The organism is Algimonas ampicilliniresistens (assembly GCF_030159955.1).
GTDB classification, from domain to species: domain Bacteria; phylum Pseudomonadota; class Alphaproteobacteria; order Caulobacterales; family Maricaulaceae; genus Litorimonas; species Litorimonas ampicilliniresistens.
In genome coordinates this window covers 1,072,989-1,092,933 of sequence record NZ_BSNK01000002.1, presented here as the reverse complement: position 1 = coordinate 1,092,933, position 19,945 = coordinate 1,072,989, and the positions used below count along the sequence as shown (strand labels likewise).

Sequence of the window (19,945 nt, the reverse complement as noted above, 5' to 3'; positions counted from 1 at the left end):
TCAGGCTCGGGCAAGCGCTCGGCGCGATTTTGTCAGATTAAACTGAGCCAACCGACTATTACGCTTCGATGAATAGTTACCACTCCATGATCGCCGAATGCCCGGGGCAACATAAAGCGAAGGCGGATTTCGAGATGACTTTGATGTTTTACGAAGCGAGCTAAGACGCCCCCCATGCTAGGAAAACAGTTCATCGATTTGGTAGAATAATTGAACAGCTCTAATTGAGAGCTATGCTGATAATCGCAGGATACCCGGCATGGCTTTATGGTGGGCGCGGCCATTACTTCCGGTGAGATATTCACCGACGATTTCAGTCAAACACGACTGTTCGTCGCCCATTGAGAAACACCCTATCTTCGATGAGTGCGCCGACAGCAGATGCGAGCACACGCTGCTCGATCGCTCGGCCCTTTGCGATCAACATTGCTGGGGTGTCGCGGTGGGTTATGGGTTCTACATTTTGGGCAATAATCGGACCTTCATCCAAATCCCCTGTGACGAAGTGGGCTGTCGCACCAATCATCTTTACGCCACGCTCGTGCGCTTGATGATAGGGTCGAGCGCCTTTAAATCCCGGCAAAAAGCTATGATGGATATTGATGCATCTGCCTTCTAACCATTGCGCCATGCTGTCGGAGAGGATTTGCATGTATCGCGCAAGGATAACGAAATCAGCGCCCGTCTCTTCAATCAAATTTCGCAGCTGTAATTCTTGGTCAAGCTTCGTCGATCTTGTGATGGGCAAATGGTGGAAGGTGGCGCCGTGGAGATTGCTTAATTTAAGAGACTCGCGGGAATGGTTCGAAACCACGCTCACTACATCCATTCTCAACTCGCCAATTCGTACCCTGTAAAGAAGGTCCAGCAAACAATGGTCGAACTTAGAAACGAGTATCAAAACGCGTTTCCGCTTTGCGACATCTCGCATTCGCCAGTCAAAAGATAATTCCTGAGCGATGGAAGATAGCGATGCTGAAAACGTTTCAACATTCGCCATATCGAAAACCACACGCATGAAAAAACGACCTGTTGCCGGATCATTAAATTGCTGTGCCGATGTGATGTTCCCACTGTGTTGGGCAATAAGAGACGTAACCTTGGCAACAATTCCAGGGCGGTCGAGACAAGAGAAGGTCAGGACATAGCTAGTCATGAGCGCTCTTCTCCACTTCTCAGCAAGCTGTCCACCATAGATTTTTCTCTTTCATGGACGCTATTGCTGGACCGTTCGGGTAGTTGAGACCCTCGAGCCAATCCATATTCGGGAAGGGCCCAAGAGGCTCCCCCGTCCCGAATGACTTATGTTTCGTGGTGGCGCTGTAACGACGTCCTAGCGACCTTGCTGGCTGAGACAATATTTCAATCCAAATAAAACCTTTTGTAAAACTGCACTCGATGTTTTGTGGAAGAAAGGCGCTTCCCATCTGGTGTTGAGAGATTTTGTCGTTACGTTGGGATGACGAAACTGGAGTGGCATATCCACATTTGTATTATCGCGCGACATTATCCGCCCGAGTCATCGGGCGGTGCTCGACGCCCCTATCTCTTTACCAATGCGCTTCGTTCCGCGGGTCACCGCGTTACTGTTGTCAGCCCATTCGCCCTAGATCATCCAGACCATATCGTTGTCCCGCACATGGTCACAGACCGCTATAGAGAGACTGCTGATCCAGAGACGGTTACCGTCGGTAGCTTGGACTATTCGCGTCATTCGCCCATCAGAAATTTAGCCCGGAATTGGTTGCTTTGGCCTGATCCCGAAATCCGCTGGGCAAGGCGTGCAGTCACTCAATTGGAGACGGCTGACCTGTCCGTCGATTGGGTCATTACGACCAGCCCACCTGAGAGTCTTCACATTGTGGGTCCGATGCTCAAGACTGCCCTTGATTGCCGCTGGATTGCTGAATTCCGAGATACATGGACCCTAGCCCCTCATCGCGCTGTTCTCGCCCAATCTGCTTTGCGCCGTGGCGTCGAGCGGCTCCTCGCCCGGCGATGTTTACGAGGGGTCGATGCTGTCACGGGCGTGTCCGACGCAGTGTTGTCAGAGATCCGGAACTATACGCCGCCCGGAACTCCCGAACACATTATTGGCCACTTCTCAGATGCCCCGCCCGCACCCGTCCAACTTCCAGAATATGATCTGAACATTGTACATTCTGGCGGTTTCATACTCTCAGATCGAAATCGAAAATTAGAGACAGCATTATCAGTGCTGGACGAAGTAAGCCAACAAAGGCGTGATAGACGCATCCATCTTCATATCGCCGGGGAGCTTAGTCCGATGGAGCGCCAAATGTTGGAAACACGGTCGAATGATGATCCGTCAATGGCGCGCGTAACAATGCATGGACAGGTTTCCCTCCCCCGGTCGCGAGGACTTCAAGCCGGAGCCGATGCATTATTGCTACACACGCCCGAAAATAGTCACGCGCTCCCCGGAAAATATGCGGAGTATCGTCAAACGAACTTACCGATACTGTATCTCGGAGGCGGGGATTGGCTATCGCTCGTCGATGCGCCAGACAGTTTACTGCCCCTGCGGGAGGGGCTTGCGTCGCTAGAAAAAGGCGCTCGGGCACCAGCGTCTTGCCCACCCGGATTTAGCGCCACCGCCGCAGCTGATGAGTTGGTGCAATTCCTGATGACCCTTTCATAGAATTGCCGCCGATATCGGTCTGAACAAAAGTCGTGAACTTCAGGATCGGTGCAAGCGTCCGTCACGCTCCACATACTGATCTTGCGTACGCGGACAGATCAAAACGCCATCTGCATCAGCTTTTAGCATTTCACCTGCATGACTGGCCCAGCCAATGCGCTTGGCGGGCACGCCAGCCATAACCGCGTGTGGAACAACATTTTTCGTAACCACTGCCCCAGCTGCAATAAAACAATATTCGCCTAACTCATGACCGCAAACAATTGTTGCATTAGCCCCGATCGTTGCGCCCTTGCGGACAAGTGTTTCCGCATATTCGTCCCGGCGACTGACTTCAGAGCGAGGCGTCGTAACATTGGTGAAGACCATCGATGGGCCACAGAACACGCCATCTTCCAAAATCACGCCCTTATAGAGCGCCACATTATTTTGGATCTTGCAGCCATCACCAATCGTCACATCGGGTCCAGCCATAACATTTTGCCCGAGCGAGCAATTCTTCCCGATCGTCGTTCCGGAAAGAATGTGCGCAAAGTGCCAAATTTTTGTCCCGTCACCAATTTGAGTGTTGGCATCAACATAAGCCGACTCGTGAGCTGTAGCACCATCGCCCATCAGAGCTGTTTCGTGGATGTGTCCCATTATGCAGTCTCTCTCAATCGAAAACCATATTGGTCGCCAGCAAAGCTAAGCCTTAGAGACTTTCTTCAGAAGCTCTTCAGGCAAGTCTTTTGTGACATTGCGTGTGTCGACAACCAAAGGCACCTCATTCACCAACATCGCATAATCAACAAATTTGTGATCAGTTGCGATCAACGCCGCGTCAAACTCACCCAGTATCTCAGAATTCCATTCGATTGACTTGCGTCCTTCAAACTCAGGATAATCATGCGTCCGGGGCACGATCGGAACATAGGGGTCATAAATATCGACCTTGGCACCGTGACGTTCTAGCAACGACAGTATTTCAAGTGACGGACTCTCGCGCACATCGTCGATGTTCTTTTTGTAGGCCACGCCGCAAAGCAGAATGCGCGCGCCTGACAAAGCTTTGCCATGACGTAAATTGAGTTCTTCCATCAACCGCGAAACGACGTGGTTTGGCATGGCGATATTGACTTCGCCTGCGAGCTCAATGAAGCGCGTCGACACACCGTGCTCTCGCGCTTTCCAAGTCAGGTAATAGGGATCGATACGAATGCAGTGACCGCCCACGCCCGGTCCCGGATAAAAGGCCATAAAGCCGAAGGGCTTTGAATCGGCCGCCTTAATGACATCCCAGACATCAATGCCCATCTTATCGTAGACAAGCTTCAGCTCATTGACGAGCCCTATATTGACCCAGCGGAAGATGTTCTCCGTCAGCTTCGCGGCTTCGGCTGTGCGGGTATTTGGCACCATGACCGTCGTGACAACCTTCTCGTAGACGGCCTTGGCCAGATCGCGTTCAAGGGCCGAATCTGCGCCGACGAGTTTCGGAATGGTCGATGTTTCGAAATCGATATTGCCCGGATCTTCGCGTTCGGGCGAATAAGCCAGCGCAAAGTCATCACCGACTTTCAGACCGCTCTCTTCAAGAATCGGGCGCATGATTTCTTGTGTTGTGCCGGGGTAGGTCGTGGATTCAAGAACCACTAGCTGTCCAGGCCGCAGAACGGTCTTAATGGTGTCGCAGGTCGCCACGACATAGGACAGATCAGGGTGGTGATACCTGTCAAGAGGTGTCGGGACCGCAATGATTAGGGCATCATAATCACTCAAGGCAGATGCATCCGTTGTCGCACGAAATTTTCCGCTGTCGACCATGCGCTGAATGCGTTCATCGTCGATGTGGCGCATACCGGACGTGCCGTTATTGAGCATATCAACCCGGCTTTGATTGACGTCGACCCCCAGGACTCTGACACCGGATCGTACATAGGCTTCCGCAAGCGGAATACCGACATAGCCGAGGCCTAGTATCGCGACGCTCAGGTCACCCTTTTGCATTCTGTCAAGTGTGTCCCGCAAAGCCTGCCCGGATGCCGCAGCCTGAGGTCCGTTTTCAGAAGGCGTTTCTTCGTGCTCGCGATTGCCGACTGAGTCGGTCGCCTTCGTTTTGCTCATAGTAAGAGTATCCAAATTGACTAAAAGTCTCGGCGCAAGTGTGGAAAAGTGCGCGACATCATCCTACTTACATTGAAACGGATTTCAAGAAGCCTGATAAGCGTCGTATCAGTTATGTATCTTTGAGCTTTGCCGCCTCTAAGGGTGTAGTATAACGCATCGGTTGTTCGTTGTAACATCTGAAGGTGGCACTCGGTTTGAAAGTCCTGATCGTCGGCTCTGATGCCATGTCCTTCAACGGCAGGATCGTCAAAACCCGTCATCGCTTGAACGCTCTTGGTGCAGACGTACAGGTCATGCGCCTACATCTACATTCCCGCGCCAACGGTTTCCGCAAAGACGATCCAGGGGCAGATCTCCAGGCTTATGCAAGTCGGTTGGTTCTAGAACTCTTGCAGGTTGTACCGTCATCATTGGCCAGACCCATCGCTTTCCGCAGCCTTCTGAAAGACGTCTTCAGGCATTTCAACGCCGTATTGCCCGATGCCCTGCATGTCATGGATCCCTACGCTCTCAAGGTTGCAGTCCTGTGGAAACGCCAGAGCGGCGCTGACACAGCCATCATCTTTGATGCCTGCGAATGGTTCCCCGGCACGGCCGCCGCCGATGCGGCGACAGGGCGTTACATCCAAGCATTATTGAGCGAATTCGGCCCGGAATTATCCGCGTGGGTATGCTCCAGCGAAGCCCTGTCGAAACTCTATACGGATAGCTATCCCGAATGGCCGTCCCCTTACTTGTTCGGCAACGTACCAGATTGGGATCTATCTCGCCCAGTCCAACGCACCGCCAGCCCCTTGCGCAAAACTCTCGGCGTGGTGCCTGAAGACATCGTCTTACTGTTTTCAGGGGCGTTCAATCGTTGCCGCGGCATTGAGGCACTGTTGCGGGGCGCCAGCGATCTTCAACCCCACACACATCTGGCCTTTATGGGCTACGGACCGCTGACGGACGAAATACAATCCTACGCCAACGCCCATTCGAACGTCCACCTGATAGACGCCGTTGCGCCTACGGAGTTGCAGGCCTGGCTGTCCGGCGCGGATGCGGGATTAATTCCTTATCAGACCGATATAGCCAATCACCGAATAGCCACACCAAACAAACTGTACGAGTTTCCATGTGCGGGAGTACCTTTACTCTCACGTGACCTTCCAATAATTCACAATACTATCATAACCCACGGCATCGGCAGTGTATTGGACGAGCCGGCATGGGGTGGAGACACATCCGATGGCGCGGCCGATTTCTCAATCATGACGGCCCGAATTCGTAGCTTTCGACGCGACGAAGACTTGGATCGAAGGTTGTTTGATTTCTCCCGAATTTCGCATGACAGGCTCCTCGGTGGCCTAGATGCAGTTTATTCCGGCGCAGAAAATCGAACGTCTTCTCAGCAAAGTTAATCGTGTTATCACGGCGCTCTGATCTACGCCCTTGGGTGGTGTATCACCACTTACGAGGCAGCTGGCCACCGCGACGTTCCAGTCGCGTGGACCTCGAAAGCTGGGGGCGTCACGCGCCTGCTCCCGTTATTTATATTAATGCGGCATACGGTTTGGAGGCTGAACGTCTAAAGGCGCTGGATCCATCGCATATCGTTTTTGATACAACCTTCATGAAGCTTCGCTGGCGCGATCCGGCATTGTTCTCGGATGCTGAATTTCGGAAAAAGCTCTGCGATCTACCCGCCGCCAAGATTCTGAGGCCGCAAGATGAATTCGTCGATACCGTGGCGGTGGACCGCTTCGCCGTGGACATCGGCGCAAGCCTAATCCTCAGTTGCGGGCCAGAACACGAACATACGAAATTGTATCCTGAATCATCCGAACGTAATATTGCCGTTCGACCGGTGCTGACGGGGTATGTCGATGAGGGCCTTCTTGAAATAGCACGGAAAGTCAGACCGATTGCGGCGAGACCCGTCGATGTAGGTTATCTAGCTTGGAGGGCGACGCCTTGGCTGGGACGCCACGCCAGACTCAAGGTCGAAATCGCCGAGGCAACGCGACGCTCCCCGATCACCACGACGCTGAAAGCGCATATCTCTCTGGACCCGACCGATGTCAGGACTGGAGACGGATGGTTGCAGTTTTTGAGCCGATGCAAGGCCGTAATCGGAGTTCAGGGCGGCGCTTCCATCCATGATCCTGTGGGCCATTTCAGAGATTGCGGAGTAAAATACCTTAAAGATCACCCTGGGGCGAACTTCACCGATTTGGAACAGGCCTGCTTTCCCGGCGCGGAAGGCTCACTAGACTTGAAGTGCCTATCCCCGCGCCATCTTGAAGCTGCAGCAATGGGAAGCTGTCAGATACTGATCAAAGGAGATTTCAACGGCGCACTCCTCGCTGGACGCGACTATATACCGGTTGAAACTGATTTATCCGATCTCGACCAGGCACTCTTGCAAATCTCCGATAAAAGCAGACTTCAAGAAATCGCGGACTCGGCCAGGCGCCGGATTCTGGAGAACGTCGAGCTGCGATATTCTGACTTCGTTGAGAAAGTCGCGCTCCAATGTGGTCCCTACGCCCCGGCTTCCGACGCGCAACAGCGTCCTGATGGTGCTCTGATAAGGCATTTGCAAAGACGCGATCGCTATCTGACCCGCCGTGTCAGGTTTGAAGTCTGGTTGGGACAGCGTCCAAGATTGCGTCTGTTCCTATCCGGCATTCGCAAAGCATTGACCAAAGATGGTGCTCTGCAACCCGGCCACTCAAACAAGACCGCCCCATGAGCTCCCCGACACAGGACGGAAGTCAGAATGAATTCGACGCTGCAAGCAGACTCTACTTTTCTGGCGATTATGTTGCGGCATTCGACCCGTTGGTTCGCCTATCTGACACTCATCCCATGGCGGCGCATTTCGTCGGCGTCATTGAGCAGATGGGTCTAGGAGACCGTGAAGCGAATAATGGTTCGGCTGCCGCATGGTATGTCAAAGCGGCGAATGGGGGAATCGGAGTCGCAGCCTTTAACCTCGGCATATTGCATGAAGCCGGCTTACTGGACGGAGGCAACGCGGCCTCGGCTCGGCCTTTCTATGAGCAAGCCTGGGAGCTGGGACATGAACCCGCTCTGGAGAAGCTGTCCGCGCTTTATGGTGCTACCGGTCAAGGAACCTCTGCAAGCTTGCGCCAACCTGACTATCATGCAAAGCGTCGGAATCTTTGGGACCGAATTGTCGGCCGTCGCTGACACGGTTTTCTTTGCAAATGTTACGCTTCCTTCCCGGTTAATATCTTCAAGAAAATGGCCCCGTCTACATGAATTCCTTGGACGAACTTACGAAACAGGTCCAAAAGCTTCGGGGCCCAGAAGTCCTTAAAGGTGTCTTCCTAAATGCCTGGATATACGGGTCTCTGTCTCTGTCGGTAAAGGACCGGAACAGCGAAAGCTCCGAGGAAAGCTTGGACAAGCTGAACGGAGCTTGCGGGCACAGGGACATCTTGTTCAGGGCTGTCTGCGATCGGCTGAACCTAAAAAGTCGCCGCATCGGATTTCATAATATTCCGATCCAGATCGCGCATGTCGGCACCGAAGTGTGGATTGATGGCGAATGGAGATTTTTCGACCCGACATTCGGTACGTTCATTGCTGCTATAGCTGAGCCGAATATCCCGATTTCGCTCGACGATGCACGCAAGCGCTTTCCAGACGTAGAAATACGCCGGACCAAGACGCCCGCTTATCAAGGGAAGTGGCTTCGCTCTGTCAGCCCGAACAGCGAGGTTCTGCCACGCGGCACGATGAATCATGCAACGGGAGGATGGCCCATTCTCAAGCCGTACGAGTCATACCTTTACAGCGACATCGTTCCAGAAGATGAAACGGGGACTTTCGTGTCCGAAATGGCCGTACCCGTGACGGAAACGACCCAAATCGAGCTGAGTGAGATAGACCTTCAAAAGTCTCACCTCGATCTAGGCTACGGCCAGACTTATGTGGCCTATGCCAATACTTTGGGTCTGTCGCATGGGCGCGGGCCGCTAACCAGCCTGAGCATCGACCTCCGTCCAGATGCGGAGCGCGAAGTCCAGGTCTCGCTCAAGACCCGCTATGCCCCGCTAGACCGGATTGTAGGCGGGGTGCGTCATACGGTTTTGGACTTCTCAGAAGCCGCCCTGACGGTCGATAGAACCGAGAGCGAAGATGGCTGGATTCATTGGCGCTTTCCGGTCCGCCCAGAGGGGTCGACCTTCAAAATTTCCACACTCGGGGAGGTTTCGGCCATTATTGAAAACCTCGTGATCACGTCTGTTTAGCGGGACGTTCTAGTAAGAAGGCAAGCAACATTTTTCGTCCAAAACTCGAAATTCAGGCTCACACAGCATCGCGCCGAAAGTTGCTTCCTCGTTTCCAGTCAGCCCGAGCCGTTCATTTACAGAATCAACTGTGCAGACAGGACGATTTTGCAAACCGCGAATTGAGCAATAATTAGTAATAATCAACAGTAATGGGTAATAATGAGCAGTAATAATGATACGACGGAACCCGATGAATCCGGCGCCGCTATGAAAAATGATACAGATATGGATTCCGAGCTGCAGGCGATCCGTACCCAGATGTCCGCTTTGCCCAACCAAATCGTCGGGCCGACACTTGAAACTGTTCATACCTATCTCGAACCGTTGCACGCCAGCATCCGTCACCTTGAAGGCTTGGTCGCAGACCAACTGGACTCCATTCGGAATGTGGTATTCGAAGAAAGCAGCTCGGCCGTTCAGACTGAAGTCGTATCGCTTTTGCGCCCGGCTCAGGACGCGCTGAGTCGTGTCGAAAGTCAGATCAACGCGAACCAAGACAGTTTACGCAAATCAGTCTTCGAAGAAACAAGCCGCGCCGTCCAAGTGGAAAGCACACAAGCGAACGAACGCTCTCAGCAGAGCTTTAAGACACTGTCTGAGAAGTTGGCGCACACATCTGAGACCCTTCCTCAGACCATCTTCGAGAAATCTAGCGCTGCTGTGCAAACCGAAGTTGGGACAATCGTTCAACCTCTGAAGCAAGCGGTCTCTGGAATCGAAGCGCATCTCCTTGCCTTTGAAAGTGCCTCGAGGCCTGCAACCTTTCAGGAAGCAAGTCGGGCTGTGCAAATTGAAGCGTCCAACCTTCTTGAGCCAATACGGCTCAATCTCCTGCAGATTGCTGAGCAGGCCAACAATTTGGCCATTGCCCTTCAATCCTTGGCACAGCTCTCAAGAGACAATGATGTAGGTTTGCAGTTCGCGCTCATCCGGCAAAGCGGGTCCGGCCCGAACCGCCTCCTTGATCGCAAGTCCCACTGGCGCCGCCTCATTAACCGTCGTCCACGCGCGCTCGATTTAACAACGCGGAATGAAAAATTCGACGGTTTAAAAAAAGCCTATCCGGATCGTTATGCCGATTGGCGAGAATGTTATGATCAAGGGGGGGAAATTTATATTGAATCGCCCAAGAATAATTGCGCGCATTGGAGCGAGCGCCGCGCTTGGGCATTTCAATCCTATCTGCGCATTCACGGTCGCGGTAATATGCTGGACATCGGCTGCGGCCCTTATGGTGACCCGCTCTACCTGCGCGGAATTGATAGACATTGGCTAACCGGGCTGGAGCCGTTGACCATGCAGACGGAGACGCGCTTTCCAGTCCATATGGGCTTTAACGAGGACATCCCGTTTCAAGACGACGCGTTCGACACAGTGGTCAACTCAACGGCACTGGATCACTGCATCGATCTGCCTGACGCAATTGCGGAAACGGCTCGGGTCACTCGCAGCGGCGGGCGGTTCATCGCGTGGTATGCGAACGTGGAGGGCTCCAAGGATCCCACTGGCCCCTATAAAGGCCCGATCGATCAATTCCATTTGTTCCATATCGATGAAAGCTGGTTCATGCCGATGATGGAGCAGCACTTCCGAGTGCTCGACCACGTTTCCGCATGGGCCGCCGACGGCATTCAGGACGTTTTCGCAGTATTCGAACCCAAGAAATAGATCTGCACTACCGCGCGCCGGATCAAAGCCTAGACCTTGGGCGGCGTCAGAATATCTAGCCGTTCGCTTTCCAATCCCTGAGCTTTCATCTTTGTCAGCAAGGTCTCGTAGAATGTTCGCGTTCCGTAGCCCGGATGGGCATGATCGAACGGGTTACCGCGTCCCATCGCGACATGCTCCTTCACGGATTGATAATGCTCGAAATCGGGTGAGTTCAGGGCGATGTGCAGCGGATGAAAATCGAAAATGTACAGGGCATCGTCCTGAACAGCACGGTCCAGCAGCGTTTCATCGAAAGGCGTATGACCGCTGCGCGGCCAGTTCGTTGCCGTGCAGAAATCCATATTGTCCATATAATAGATCGGCATTTCCCAAACACCCCAAGGCTCGCGATATGGTTTGATGCCGGATTCGCCCAAGCGTGTGGTCATACTGGTGTAACGGCACCCCACCTGCGCGGCCGCCAAACTGATCATGTGCGAGGTGACACAGCTATGAGTGCGCAACCCAACGGGAGCCGTATCGCTGCCCACGGCCATATCCAGTTCCATAAAATAGTCCGTAAAGTGTCCGACCGGATCGCGCACATCCTCGAAATGCGGATGGGGCGCGGCTTCGTGGATACCCCAATCGAAATCGGGGAAAGGTTGCCAAAGGAAGAAGGTCCCACGACCGGGTAGTTCGACTGTATCGAGAAACCGGCGCATTCCGTCTGCATTCATATGGTCGGTATCGAAGGACAGACAGATCATGGAGCATATTCCGGAACAGGAGTAACATCTGTGAAAAACGGACCGTCGGTCACAACGGGTTGACCGTCATCGGTTTCGAGAGCGGAGAACAGGACTGCACCCCCTTGGCACACCACGATCCAACCGTCATCGGTTTTCGAGATCATGCCGATCGGGCCGCCGTCATAACCATCAACAGGTTTGGCAGGACCGCGCAAGACGAGCTCGTCGTTGGCGTCCGACTGATTTAATCGTGCCGCAGGGTGCGGCGGGAACGTCAGGGCGTTGATCGTATTGGCCACACGCGTCGGGTTCAGCCAAACAGGCGGATAGCGATCATATGGATGAACCATAGTATGATAGGTGACGACACTTTCGTCCTGCGCCACCGCAGACGGCGCATCGCCCCGCATCCATGCATCGAAATAGGTTTTGAACAGGCCAGCTCCGAGCTTGGCGCAAATGCCGGTCGCGATTTCAGCCGTTGTGCCGGGCGATACAGGCGAACGGGCTTGCATCAGGATCGGACCGTCATCGATGCCCGGCGTGATCTCGTGAAGCGTCGCAACCAGATCAGGCGCGCCAAGCGCCAACGTCCAGACAACGGGGAGGCAGCCCCGGTTCTTCGGAAGATCGGCAAAGTGAATATTCAAACAGCCTTCACGGCCAAGATCGATCACGGTCTGTGGGATAATCCGCGCATAAGAGCAGGACAGAATGAGGTCGGGGTCGAAATCCGCCAAAAGGGCTATCTGGGCAGGCTTGCGGAGACCTTTGGGTTGGATCGTCCTCACGCCCCAATCGGCGGCCCGTTTGGAGAGGGATAGAGCCTGCCCCCTGTCGCGTCCGTCGTCATCAGGATTGAGAACGATCAGCAACTCCACGCCTTCTTGGGCGTGAAGATATTCGCCAATCTCTATAGCCATGGCCCGGTTGCCAAGCAGGGCAATTCTTTTATGCCGTGACATGAGGTTCCTGACTTCCAATTCGGACTGGCGGGTCGCATACACATTGGGACAACGCAAGACCGGCGACGCATTTTGAAATGACGGGGGACGACTATGCTGCAGACCTTGAGAGAACTCCGGGAAAGCGACAGCGCGGCTTATTTTCGGTGGATCAACGATCCCGAACTCGTTCGCCTGAATGCGAACTACGCGCCGACATCTTTTTCTCAGCATCAAGGCTGGTTCTCTAGCATCGGCAACCGGTCGGATTTGAAAATCTTCACGATTCAAGACGAATCTGAACAGCCAGTCGGTTCCTGCTCGCTCCGGAATATCGACTATATCCACCGCAGCGCCGAATTACAAATTAGGATTGGCGAGGACAGCGCTCGGGGCAAAGGTCTGGGCAGTCGTGCCGTGCGAGACTTATTGGATTTCGGCTTTAAGGACCTTCACCTCAACCGGATTTTTCTGCACGTTTTCGCATCCAACGCACGCGCTCGGCGCGTTTATGAAAAGACCGGCTTCACAACTGAAGGCGTTCTGCGTGAAGCTTATTTTATTGCGGGCGAGTGGGAGGATTCAATCCTCATGGCTATGCTACGCAAAGATTATCAAAAAAAACAGGCCACGCCATGACCGGAACATCGGATTGGAGTGCATGGACGTTGGATGGATACCGAGCACTTGTGCGCACGGCCAAGGAGCGGTTCTACTTCGCCACCTATGATGAGCGACCCTTGGAACCCCATGTGCTGTGGCGTCACGACATCGACTATTCAGTACACCGTGCCTTAAAACTCGCCGAGATTGAAGCAGACGAAGGTGTGCGGACAACCCACATGTTCATGCTGAACATTCCGTTCTACAATCTCCTAGACTATGATCTGCAGGTCGTTGCACGCAAGATCATCGCATTGGGACACCGGGCCGGACTTCACTTTTATGTCGACACTCGTCGAGTTGAGAAATGGAGCGAAGAGGAATTATCCGCTCGAATGGAGCAAGACCGCACGATCCTGTCCGACCTTCTGGAGGCACCTGTGGATGTCGTCAGCTATCACGACCCGACGGCAGGCGGGCTGATAGACTTCAACGCTGACACAATGTCAGGCATGGTCAATTGCTACTCGGCCCGTTTGCAGCGCGACTACGAATACTGTTCTGATTCCAACGGACACTGGCGTCACCGCCCGATTCCAGAGGTGCTATCCGATCCGGCGCATGACAGGCTGCATGTGCTGACGCATCCGGCTTGGTGGGCGGATGAAGCTATGGCCCCGCGCCCACGGATCGAAGCCGCATTGCACGAACATAGTCGTTGGATCATGAAAGAATATGATGACCACCTTGCACGAAGCGGGCGGGAAAATATCCGGACTTAGTTTGAGCGTTTTACCCGGCGTCAGCTTAGTTCACGGGTCACAACGTCGCCAATAGCGAGAGACGCTGTAAGTCCGGGCGACTCGATCCCATAGAGGCAGACCAGACCCTCCTGCCCATGCTGATCCGACGTGTGAATTTCGAAGTCCCGGAAGCCCTCTCCCGGTCCGGCCAGTTTGGGACGAATGCCGACATAGGCGGGGTGCAACCGCTCAGCACTGACCCATGGCATATAACGCTGGATCGCATTCACAAATTCGGGGGGGCAGATAGGGTCTAAATCATAGTTCTCCGTGTCCACCCAACGCGCATCGGGTCCAAACCGCAACTGCCCCGCTAGATCGAGTGTTGCGTGAACACCGAGACCACCATCGACTGGCAACGGATAAATCAAGTGACGGACCGCGTGGCGCCCGGAGTAGCCGTAATAGCGTCCTGCCACGTAATGAAGCTTGGGAATGGCTGCATGATCAGAGTCGGTTGCGCCATCCTCTGCGATCAGCGTTCCGGCGATGTGCTGGGCCGACAGACCCCCGGCGATGACGAGCCGCCGGAACCGAAAGCGCTCGGCCTCCCCTTCCAACTCAACTTCATATCCATCGCTAGAACGCCGGACAGCGCTGATCCGGCTGTTGAACACAACCATACCACCCGCCGCCTCGACATCAGAAAGATAGGCCTGCATCAGGCTGTGGGAGTCTATGATGCCGGTTTCGCGTGACAAGAGCGCGCCGTAACTCGTGACATCCGGCTCCATAGCACGTGCCGTCTCAGGCGTGACAGCGTCGACATTTTCGACCCCGTTACGCAGAGCCTGTTTTTCCAATGTGGATAGACGCTCGGTTTCTTCTGGAGTCACGGCGACGATCAGTTTGCCGCATTTTTGGTAAGGCACCCTGCGCGCGTCGCAATAATCGTACAGAGCCCGGCGCCCCTTGATACACAGCGTCGTCTTTAGCGAGCCTTCCGGATAGTAGAGTCCAGCATGGATCACCTCGCTATTGCGCGAACTGATCCCGGTGCCGAAGCTCGGCTCGGCCTCTAGGCAAAATACGGATTGGCCGGCCTGCGCCAGCGCCCGCGCACAGGCTAAGCCGACAACGCCCGCTCCGATGACGGCAACATCGGCGACAAGCTCGTCATTCATAGGTCGGGTTCTGCGCCCTCATTTGGCGTTGGCGCATGAATGGAGGGTACATCAATGACGTTTTCCCCGTTATGCACTCGGTCATAAGCCTTTTCGAAACGCTCTGCGCATGAATCTGATGAATGCCATTTGAGAGCGTATTCACGCGACTTACGGCCGATTTCCTTACGCTTTTCGGGATTGTCGAGCAGATCTTTGAGCACATCGTAAACGGTCGCTTCGCTGGCATCTACCAATGGGCATTCCTGAAGGGATGGTGAAACGGGCAGCCCATGCGGTTGTTCGCGGTGAAGGCGGGTCAGGGTCGGTAGCCCCAATGCCATGCATTCGCGCGAGGTCGCCCCGTACCGACCATAATTCAGCTGATCCACCGCGATGTCTGACTGTATCTGGTAATAGCGCATATCGCGTGACGGCACGCCCGTTTTAAAGATCAGGCGCACCTTATATCCTTCAGCATTCAAACGCTTCACAGCATCGATAACAGCCGGGGTGCCCTTGATATTGCGCCCACCCGCTTCACGCTCATTATATCCGCCCACCGAGTGCAGAACCAAAATTTCACCGGGTTCGCGTTCGAACCGTTCGATCCGTTGTGGCAACCGCAGATCCGGTGTCCAAAGCTTGTCATCCACGCAATAGGTCAGAGGTTCATAGAAACAAAGGTCACGGTTGAGACGAGAGAAATCGGCCGGCCAGTCCCCTTCAAGCGCATAGAGATTGATCAGTGTCTCGATCCGTTGGCCTGACAAATATTGCGCGGTTTCGGAACATACGGAACGATTGCCTTGCCACACGCAGGTATTGCAGACGCCGCCCGTCACTTGATTGAAGACCGACGCGCGCTGCGCGGTGACGCAACCTGACATCGACAGGCCCAACTTCACGCCCAGAGCGCGGAGCTCCATCAGGTCGTAGGGCACGCCGTTGCGTGTGATATTGGCGGACTTGTTTTCGTCGAAGATCGACAAAATACCGTCTCCGTGCATGTGCAACACATCAAAGTGGAGTCGCAGGGCATCCACCAGTTCGTAGAGTATGCCTTTCTGTACCGCCGGGTCGGGATGGTACAGGCTCAGATCCTCGCCGTGGTAGTAGGCCTGGTTGGGATTGGATGGTGATTCCGTCGACAAGCTCCACGCATTCCAGCCCCGGCGTCGAAGCGCCTGTGCCAGATAATAGAAATGGTAATATGAGTGGTGGAGAAACACTACAGAACGCGTCTGCCCAGGATCGGGAGCCAGGAGATCGACCAAGCCGCCGACCGGCGATCGATATCCTTTGGGTTCGAACGTCGGCACGTAATTGAACTTACGCTTGTGTGGCTCCATATCATGCAGAGCACGCGCTTTGGCCCGTTCGGTCAATCGGCGCTGCCAGCGCTTTTTGAGGGTTAAAGGGTGAAATTTTGTCACCCCTTCAAATGGCGGTGGGATTTCAGGGTGCCCCAGTTCCTGCGCATCGTTCTTGGCTTGCAAGGGCATCATGGCCGGGTCGGCCAAGCCCTTGATGATTTTATCGATATCACCGGCACGCGGAGTGACATCCTCTTTCATAGGCGTGAAAGACCGCAAATTCGACAGAACGTTGTCCGTTTCTAGACGGTCGAGTAACTTGGCACGAAAGCGGGATGTGCGCTCTTCCTCAGTGATCTCTTCGGTCGACTCGCTCATGATCGGTTGCCCTTGAACCTGTCGAACTCGATACCCTCAGCATGGAACAGATAGTCGATCACCGACAGGCCGGGCTGGAACTGGTTCTCATCCCCATAGGGATGTGGCGTGAACCCTTGATACTCCAAGCGGATACCAGCCTGCTCGAACAAATCATCTTCCTGATATCCCCCGGCTCCGCCGCCAGCGAGATAGGTATCACAATCCACGGCATCGCATATTTCGATCAGTAAAGACGTGCTCGCGTTTTTCGTATCAAGCGCGCTTTGGCGAACGAATGGCGTCTCTAAGCCCAGCACATGCGCGATCGTCTCAACGGCGTGGATGTTGAAGTCGGCAATCGAGCGCGTGTCCTGCTGGATCAGATCAGTCACTAAGGACATGGCGCGGTCAAAATTCGGCGATTTCGCATAGTTCATCTGTATGGTCTTTAGCGCTTTCTTCTTCCAGCGCGGATCAGCCGCTATGCAGACATCCATAATCGCGCCATCGGACGTCTTCTTGTCAACGGGGCATCCGAACCAAGCCGGCTCTCCTTGAACGGCGATCTTGACCCGGTTGGACCATGATCCCATGCCGCCCGACCCAGATCGCGGATAGTCAACCGCATCCAGAAACACGAAAGTATCCGCACGTCGGATCTTGTCAAAATACCCCATCCACGGAAAAAAATTGGGTTGGTGTATAGCGCAGATGCGGCTCACGACATGACCTTTTCCGACGTGGGTCCGTTTTCACCAGATAGGTCGATGTTCTGCGTCTCCTCCGGCTCATAGATATACTCGCACATATCCCACCACACATCGAGATCCTCGAAGCTTTTGTCTTCGTCGACAGCCCACTCGGTCAGGGCTTTCATACTGGACAGTATCGGCGAATCCGGTGGAAGCTCCGCCAAGGTCTGCGCCGTAAGCTCATAGGCTAATGTTGGCGGCAAGCTTTGGAACATGGCTGAGACAAAGGCCGGACTGCCGCGTAGCAACGGATCCATGCCGAATATGGCATTCGCGTGGCTAAGGCTGCGCCCGTAAGACATTTTGGCCAGCGTTCGTCTCCAACCGCGCTCATAGAAGTTGGAACGCTGCTTCTTGATAGCGAGAAACGGCTCAATAGCCTTGAAATGGGCGTGGATGCACTCGACATCCCTATCGCTCAATACAGCGTCTCCATCCGGGAAAATGTCGAGAACTTCTGCGACAAACTTCTCGTAATCGAATGCCTTGGAAGCCACGAGCTTGGCGTGACAGCTGGCGATCATGGATTTAACCTTCGCCTCATCCCGCATCAGGGTGAAGACCTCGTCCAGATTGGACAAGTCGTCTTCCATAGGGATATAATCAATATAAGGTTCGATCCCGCCAACATACTCATCACGGATCAGAATCTGGCAGGTGCCCAGCGCGGCTGACTCGAACAATCGAGGACTGATCCCAGCAAATACGAATTCGCCATCAACGCCAGGAAAGCACTTCCTTTCGACTTCCGCGAAACCCGCATTTGGATGATTCACCATATAGGCGGATATCGCCTTACGAATGCTGCCGTCCGGATCGTTTATGCTGGAACCACCTCGTGACCCGAGCGTAAACTTGCAATTTCCGACAAACCGCAACCAGTCATTGCCAAAGATCACATCCTCCGGCGACGTGGAAATATCAACGGCGAACCCTTGCTGTTCGGCGGAGTCGCGGAAATCCTCGGCTGTTTCGCCTTTACGTCGACCGTAGCGCCCGAATTGTGGCGGCAAATAACGGACCCGCGTCCCCACATCGATTGTGCGTTCGTCCCATGATGTCGCGAACGTCGCCAACTCCGTGAGTTGCTTGCTGTCCACATAGGCTGTCAGACCTTCGCGTATTTCCGTCCAGCCATAGTTTTTAGGATATATTTGTTCCAGGCTTTGCGTCACCGGGCTGTAGATCACCGTTGTTCCGATGGATTGCAGCCAATCATCAAGATGGCCGCTATCCGTGTAATCGTCCTGCGCGATGCCGACTTTCGGACAGTCAATATCCACCAGCCACGCCCAATCTGCGCGCACGCGCTCATAGAGCGTAGAGGCACGGTAGCCGAGAAAACAGTAATTGATGATTACCCCGTCCCAAGCGATATTCCGCATTGCGTCGCTCTGCGGAGCATTAGCCGCGTGGAAAAGGTAGAAGTTTCCTTTCGCGTATTTGGCGAAATTGTAAACGTGATCGCGGTTGGTGCGGCGTGAACCCACACTTAGATCGTGAAGTATCAGGATGCGCTTCACGACAGGCCCTCGGCCTGGATCACGTGATCCGCTAGGCTGGCATCACCGTCAGACGGGATGTCGGCTGCAGGTGTGAGCACATCAAGATCCAGCGCCTCCATCAGGAAACTCTGCCATTTTTCATGAATGTCTTGAAGCCGGTTTGCGTCGGCATCTGCGTCAGAGATCAAGTCATGATAGATCGCCCGCAGTTCAGGGTAGCGCAGACCGATCTGTCTTGAATCGAAGGGCGACAAGGCGGACTGCCAATAGTCAACGCGATTGTTCCAGTTCGGTGAATGCTCTGGAAAAAGGTTACGCAGGTAGAATATCCGGGCACAGAGATTGGCAGGAACATCGCTGAGTTCATATGCCTTCGGATAGCTCTCTTTCAGTCCGTCGAGCAGTCGTTCAGCTAGCTCAGCACGACCCGCCATATGGGCCTGTAATGCTGCCGCGCAAAGCGCCGACGGACGCACGGATTCTTCCGGGAAGAACTTCGTAAATCTGTCCCATGTCTTGAGAACCGCATCCACCGGTGCCTGAGATTGAATCTCTGCCGCCAAGGTTTCGTAGCGAAGCGCCGGTGAAAACCGCGGCCAGCGCTTGGATGAAAGCTTCCGGGGTATAATGGATTCTTCCAGAAGCGCATCGCGTTTATCCGCGCACGGTGCGGCGTGTGCGTGGCGCAAAAGCCGCACCCAGATGGGATGCACCTCCTGGCTCTCAAGCGTTTTGACAAATCGGACGGTTTTTAAAATCGATTCCGCTGTCCGGTCCCATTGACCTGAAACATCCATAAAAAGGGACATATGAAACAGCCCGTCTGCCAACTCTGCAGGCGTCAGCAGCGAATAAGGTTCCGCGTCGGGGTCAATATCAAGATAATTATAGCCAGCACGTTCGAAAAGGCGTGACGCATCTTCAGACATGGAATTTGCGCCCAGACTGTCTTTGTAAGCACGTCTTTCGAGCATAGTGGAAATGGCGCGACTCCCGTAAATTTACAGGGCAGAATGCTAATGCATGTGGCCTGTAGAAAGTGAGGGAATAATATGACATAAAGTTTATGTCCACCACGG

General features: G+C 54.1%; 18 protein-coding genes. 8 read left to right on the top strand and 10 right to left on the bottom strand.

Annotated elements, in window-relative coordinates; all coding sequences use genetic code 11:
• Positions 1–313 precede the first annotated feature (313 nt).
• Complete coding sequence (gene purU, locus QQL54_RS13070) at positions 314–1,156, bottom strand: formyltetrahydrofolate deformylase (RefSeq protein WP_284391515.1); 843 nt, start codon at positions 1,154–1,156, stop codon at positions 314–316.
• Positions 1,157–1,459: 303 nt separating this feature from the next.
• Between purU and QQL54_RS13065 the strand changes: the two genes are divergently transcribed.
• The gene (locus tag QQL54_RS13065; protein ID WP_284391513.1) at positions 1,460–2,662 is read left to right on the top strand and encodes a glycosyltransferase; all 1,203 of its coding nucleotides are present in this window, start codon (positions 1,460–1,462) and stop codon (positions 2,660–2,662) included.
• 39 nt (positions 2,663–2,701) lie between these two features.
• On the opposite strand, the gene QQL54_RS13060 is transcribed toward QQL54_RS13065, so the two are convergent.
• Complete coding sequence (locus tag QQL54_RS13060) at positions 2,702–3,304, bottom strand: acyltransferase (RefSeq protein ID WP_284391511.1); 603 nt, start codon at positions 3,302–3,304, stop codon at positions 2,702–2,704.
• A 45-nt stretch (positions 3,305–3,349) separates the two neighbouring features.
• Positions 3,350–4,651: a nucleotide sugar dehydrogenase gene (locus tag QQL54_RS13055; RefSeq protein ID WP_431355942.1), complete on the bottom strand. Its 1,302-nt coding sequence runs from the start codon at positions 4,649–4,651 to the stop codon at positions 3,350–3,352.
• A gap of 314 nt (positions 4,652–4,965) precedes the next feature.
• Here QQL54_RS13055 and QQL54_RS13050 point away from each other — a divergent pair, with 314 nt between their 5' ends.
• The 5 genes from QQL54_RS13050 (at position 4,966) to QQL54_RS13030 (ending at position 10,746) form a co-directional block, all read left to right on the top strand.
• Positions 4,966–6,174 carry a glycosyltransferase gene (locus tag QQL54_RS13050; protein ID WP_284391507.1) on the top strand — a complete coding sequence of 403 codons (1,209 nt, stop codon included), beginning with the start codon at positions 4,966–4,968 and terminating at the stop codon, positions 6,172–6,174.
• 212 nt (positions 6,175–6,386) lie between these two features.
• Positions 6,387–7,508: a hypothetical protein gene (locus QQL54_RS13045; protein ID WP_284391505.1), complete on the top strand. Its 1,122-nt coding sequence runs from the start codon at positions 6,387–6,389 to the stop codon at positions 7,506–7,508.
• Positions 7,505–7,969 carry an SEL1-like repeat protein gene (locus tag QQL54_RS13040; RefSeq protein WP_284391503.1) on the top strand — a complete coding sequence of 155 codons (465 nt, stop codon included), beginning with the start codon at positions 7,505–7,507 and terminating at the stop codon, positions 7,967–7,969. The genes QQL54_RS13045 and QQL54_RS13040 overlap by 4 nt, the downstream gene beginning before the upstream one ends.
• Before the next feature lie 77 nt (positions 7,970–8,046).
• Positions 8,047–9,036: a transglutaminase-like domain-containing protein gene (locus QQL54_RS13035; protein WP_284391501.1), complete on the top strand. Its 990-nt coding sequence runs from the start codon at positions 8,047–8,049 to the stop codon at positions 9,034–9,036.
• A 201-nt stretch (positions 9,037–9,237) separates the two neighbouring features.
• Positions 9,238–10,746, top strand: coding sequence for a class I SAM-dependent methyltransferase (locus QQL54_RS13030; protein ID WP_284391499.1), 1,509 nt, complete (start codon positions 9,238–9,240; stop codon positions 10,744–10,746).
• 29 nt (positions 10,747–10,775) lie between these two features.
• Here QQL54_RS13030 and QQL54_RS13025 read toward each other — a convergent pair whose 3' ends face one another.
• On the bottom strand, positions 10,776–11,498 hold the full coding sequence (locus tag QQL54_RS13025; protein WP_284391498.1) for a polysaccharide deacetylase WbmS family protein: 723 nt from the start codon (positions 11,496–11,498) through the stop codon (positions 10,776–10,778).
• The gene (locus QQL54_RS13020) at positions 11,495–12,445 is read right to left on the bottom strand and encodes a methionyl-tRNA formyltransferase (protein WP_284391497.1); all 951 of its coding nucleotides are present in this window, start codon (positions 12,443–12,445) and stop codon (positions 11,495–11,497) included. The genes QQL54_RS13025 and QQL54_RS13020 overlap by 4 nt, the downstream gene beginning before the upstream one ends.
• Before the next feature lie 93 nt (positions 12,446–12,538).
• Between QQL54_RS13020 and QQL54_RS13015 the strand changes: the two genes are divergently transcribed.
• Positions 12,539–13,063 (top strand): GNAT family N-acetyltransferase, encoded by a 525-nt coding sequence (locus QQL54_RS13015; RefSeq protein WP_284391494.1) that lies wholly within the window; start codon positions 12,539–12,541, stop codon positions 13,061–13,063.
• Positions 13,060–13,809: a hypothetical protein gene (locus QQL54_RS13010; protein ID WP_284391491.1), complete on the top strand. Its 750-nt coding sequence runs from the start codon at positions 13,060–13,062 to the stop codon at positions 13,807–13,809. Before QQL54_RS13015 ends, QQL54_RS13010 begins: the two co-directional genes overlap by 4 nt.
• A gap of 20 nt (positions 13,810–13,829) precedes the next feature.
• Here QQL54_RS13010 and QQL54_RS13005 read toward each other — a convergent pair whose 3' ends face one another.
• The 5 genes from QQL54_RS13005 to QQL54_RS12985 are packed head-to-tail and all read right to left on the bottom strand — an operon-like array spanning position 13,830 to position 19,840.
• Positions 13,830–14,954: an NAD(P)/FAD-dependent oxidoreductase gene (locus QQL54_RS13005; protein ID WP_284391488.1), complete on the bottom strand. Its 1,125-nt coding sequence runs from the start codon at positions 14,952–14,954 to the stop codon at positions 13,830–13,832.
• On the bottom strand, positions 14,951–16,627 hold the full coding sequence (locus QQL54_RS13000) for a glycosyltransferase family protein (RefSeq protein WP_284391484.1): 1,677 nt from the start codon (positions 16,625–16,627) through the stop codon (positions 14,951–14,953). Before QQL54_RS13000 ends, QQL54_RS13005 begins: the two co-directional genes overlap by 4 nt.
• Entirely contained in the window at positions 16,624–17,331 is a 708-nt protein-coding gene (locus QQL54_RS12995; RefSeq protein WP_284391482.1) for a WbqC family protein, read from the bottom strand. The genes QQL54_RS13000 and QQL54_RS12995 overlap by 4 nt, the downstream gene beginning before the upstream one ends.
• A complete protein-coding gene (locus QQL54_RS12990) occupies positions 17,328–18,884 on the bottom strand; it encodes a hypothetical protein (protein WP_284391480.1) in 1,557 nt (518 codons plus the stop codon). The genes QQL54_RS12995 and QQL54_RS12990 overlap by 4 nt, the downstream gene beginning before the upstream one ends.
• Positions 18,881–19,840, bottom strand: coding sequence for a hypothetical protein (locus QQL54_RS12985; protein WP_284391478.1), 960 nt, complete (start codon positions 19,838–19,840; stop codon positions 18,881–18,883). Before QQL54_RS12985 ends, QQL54_RS12990 begins: the two co-directional genes overlap by 4 nt.
• Positions 19,841–19,945 lie beyond the last annotated feature (105 nt).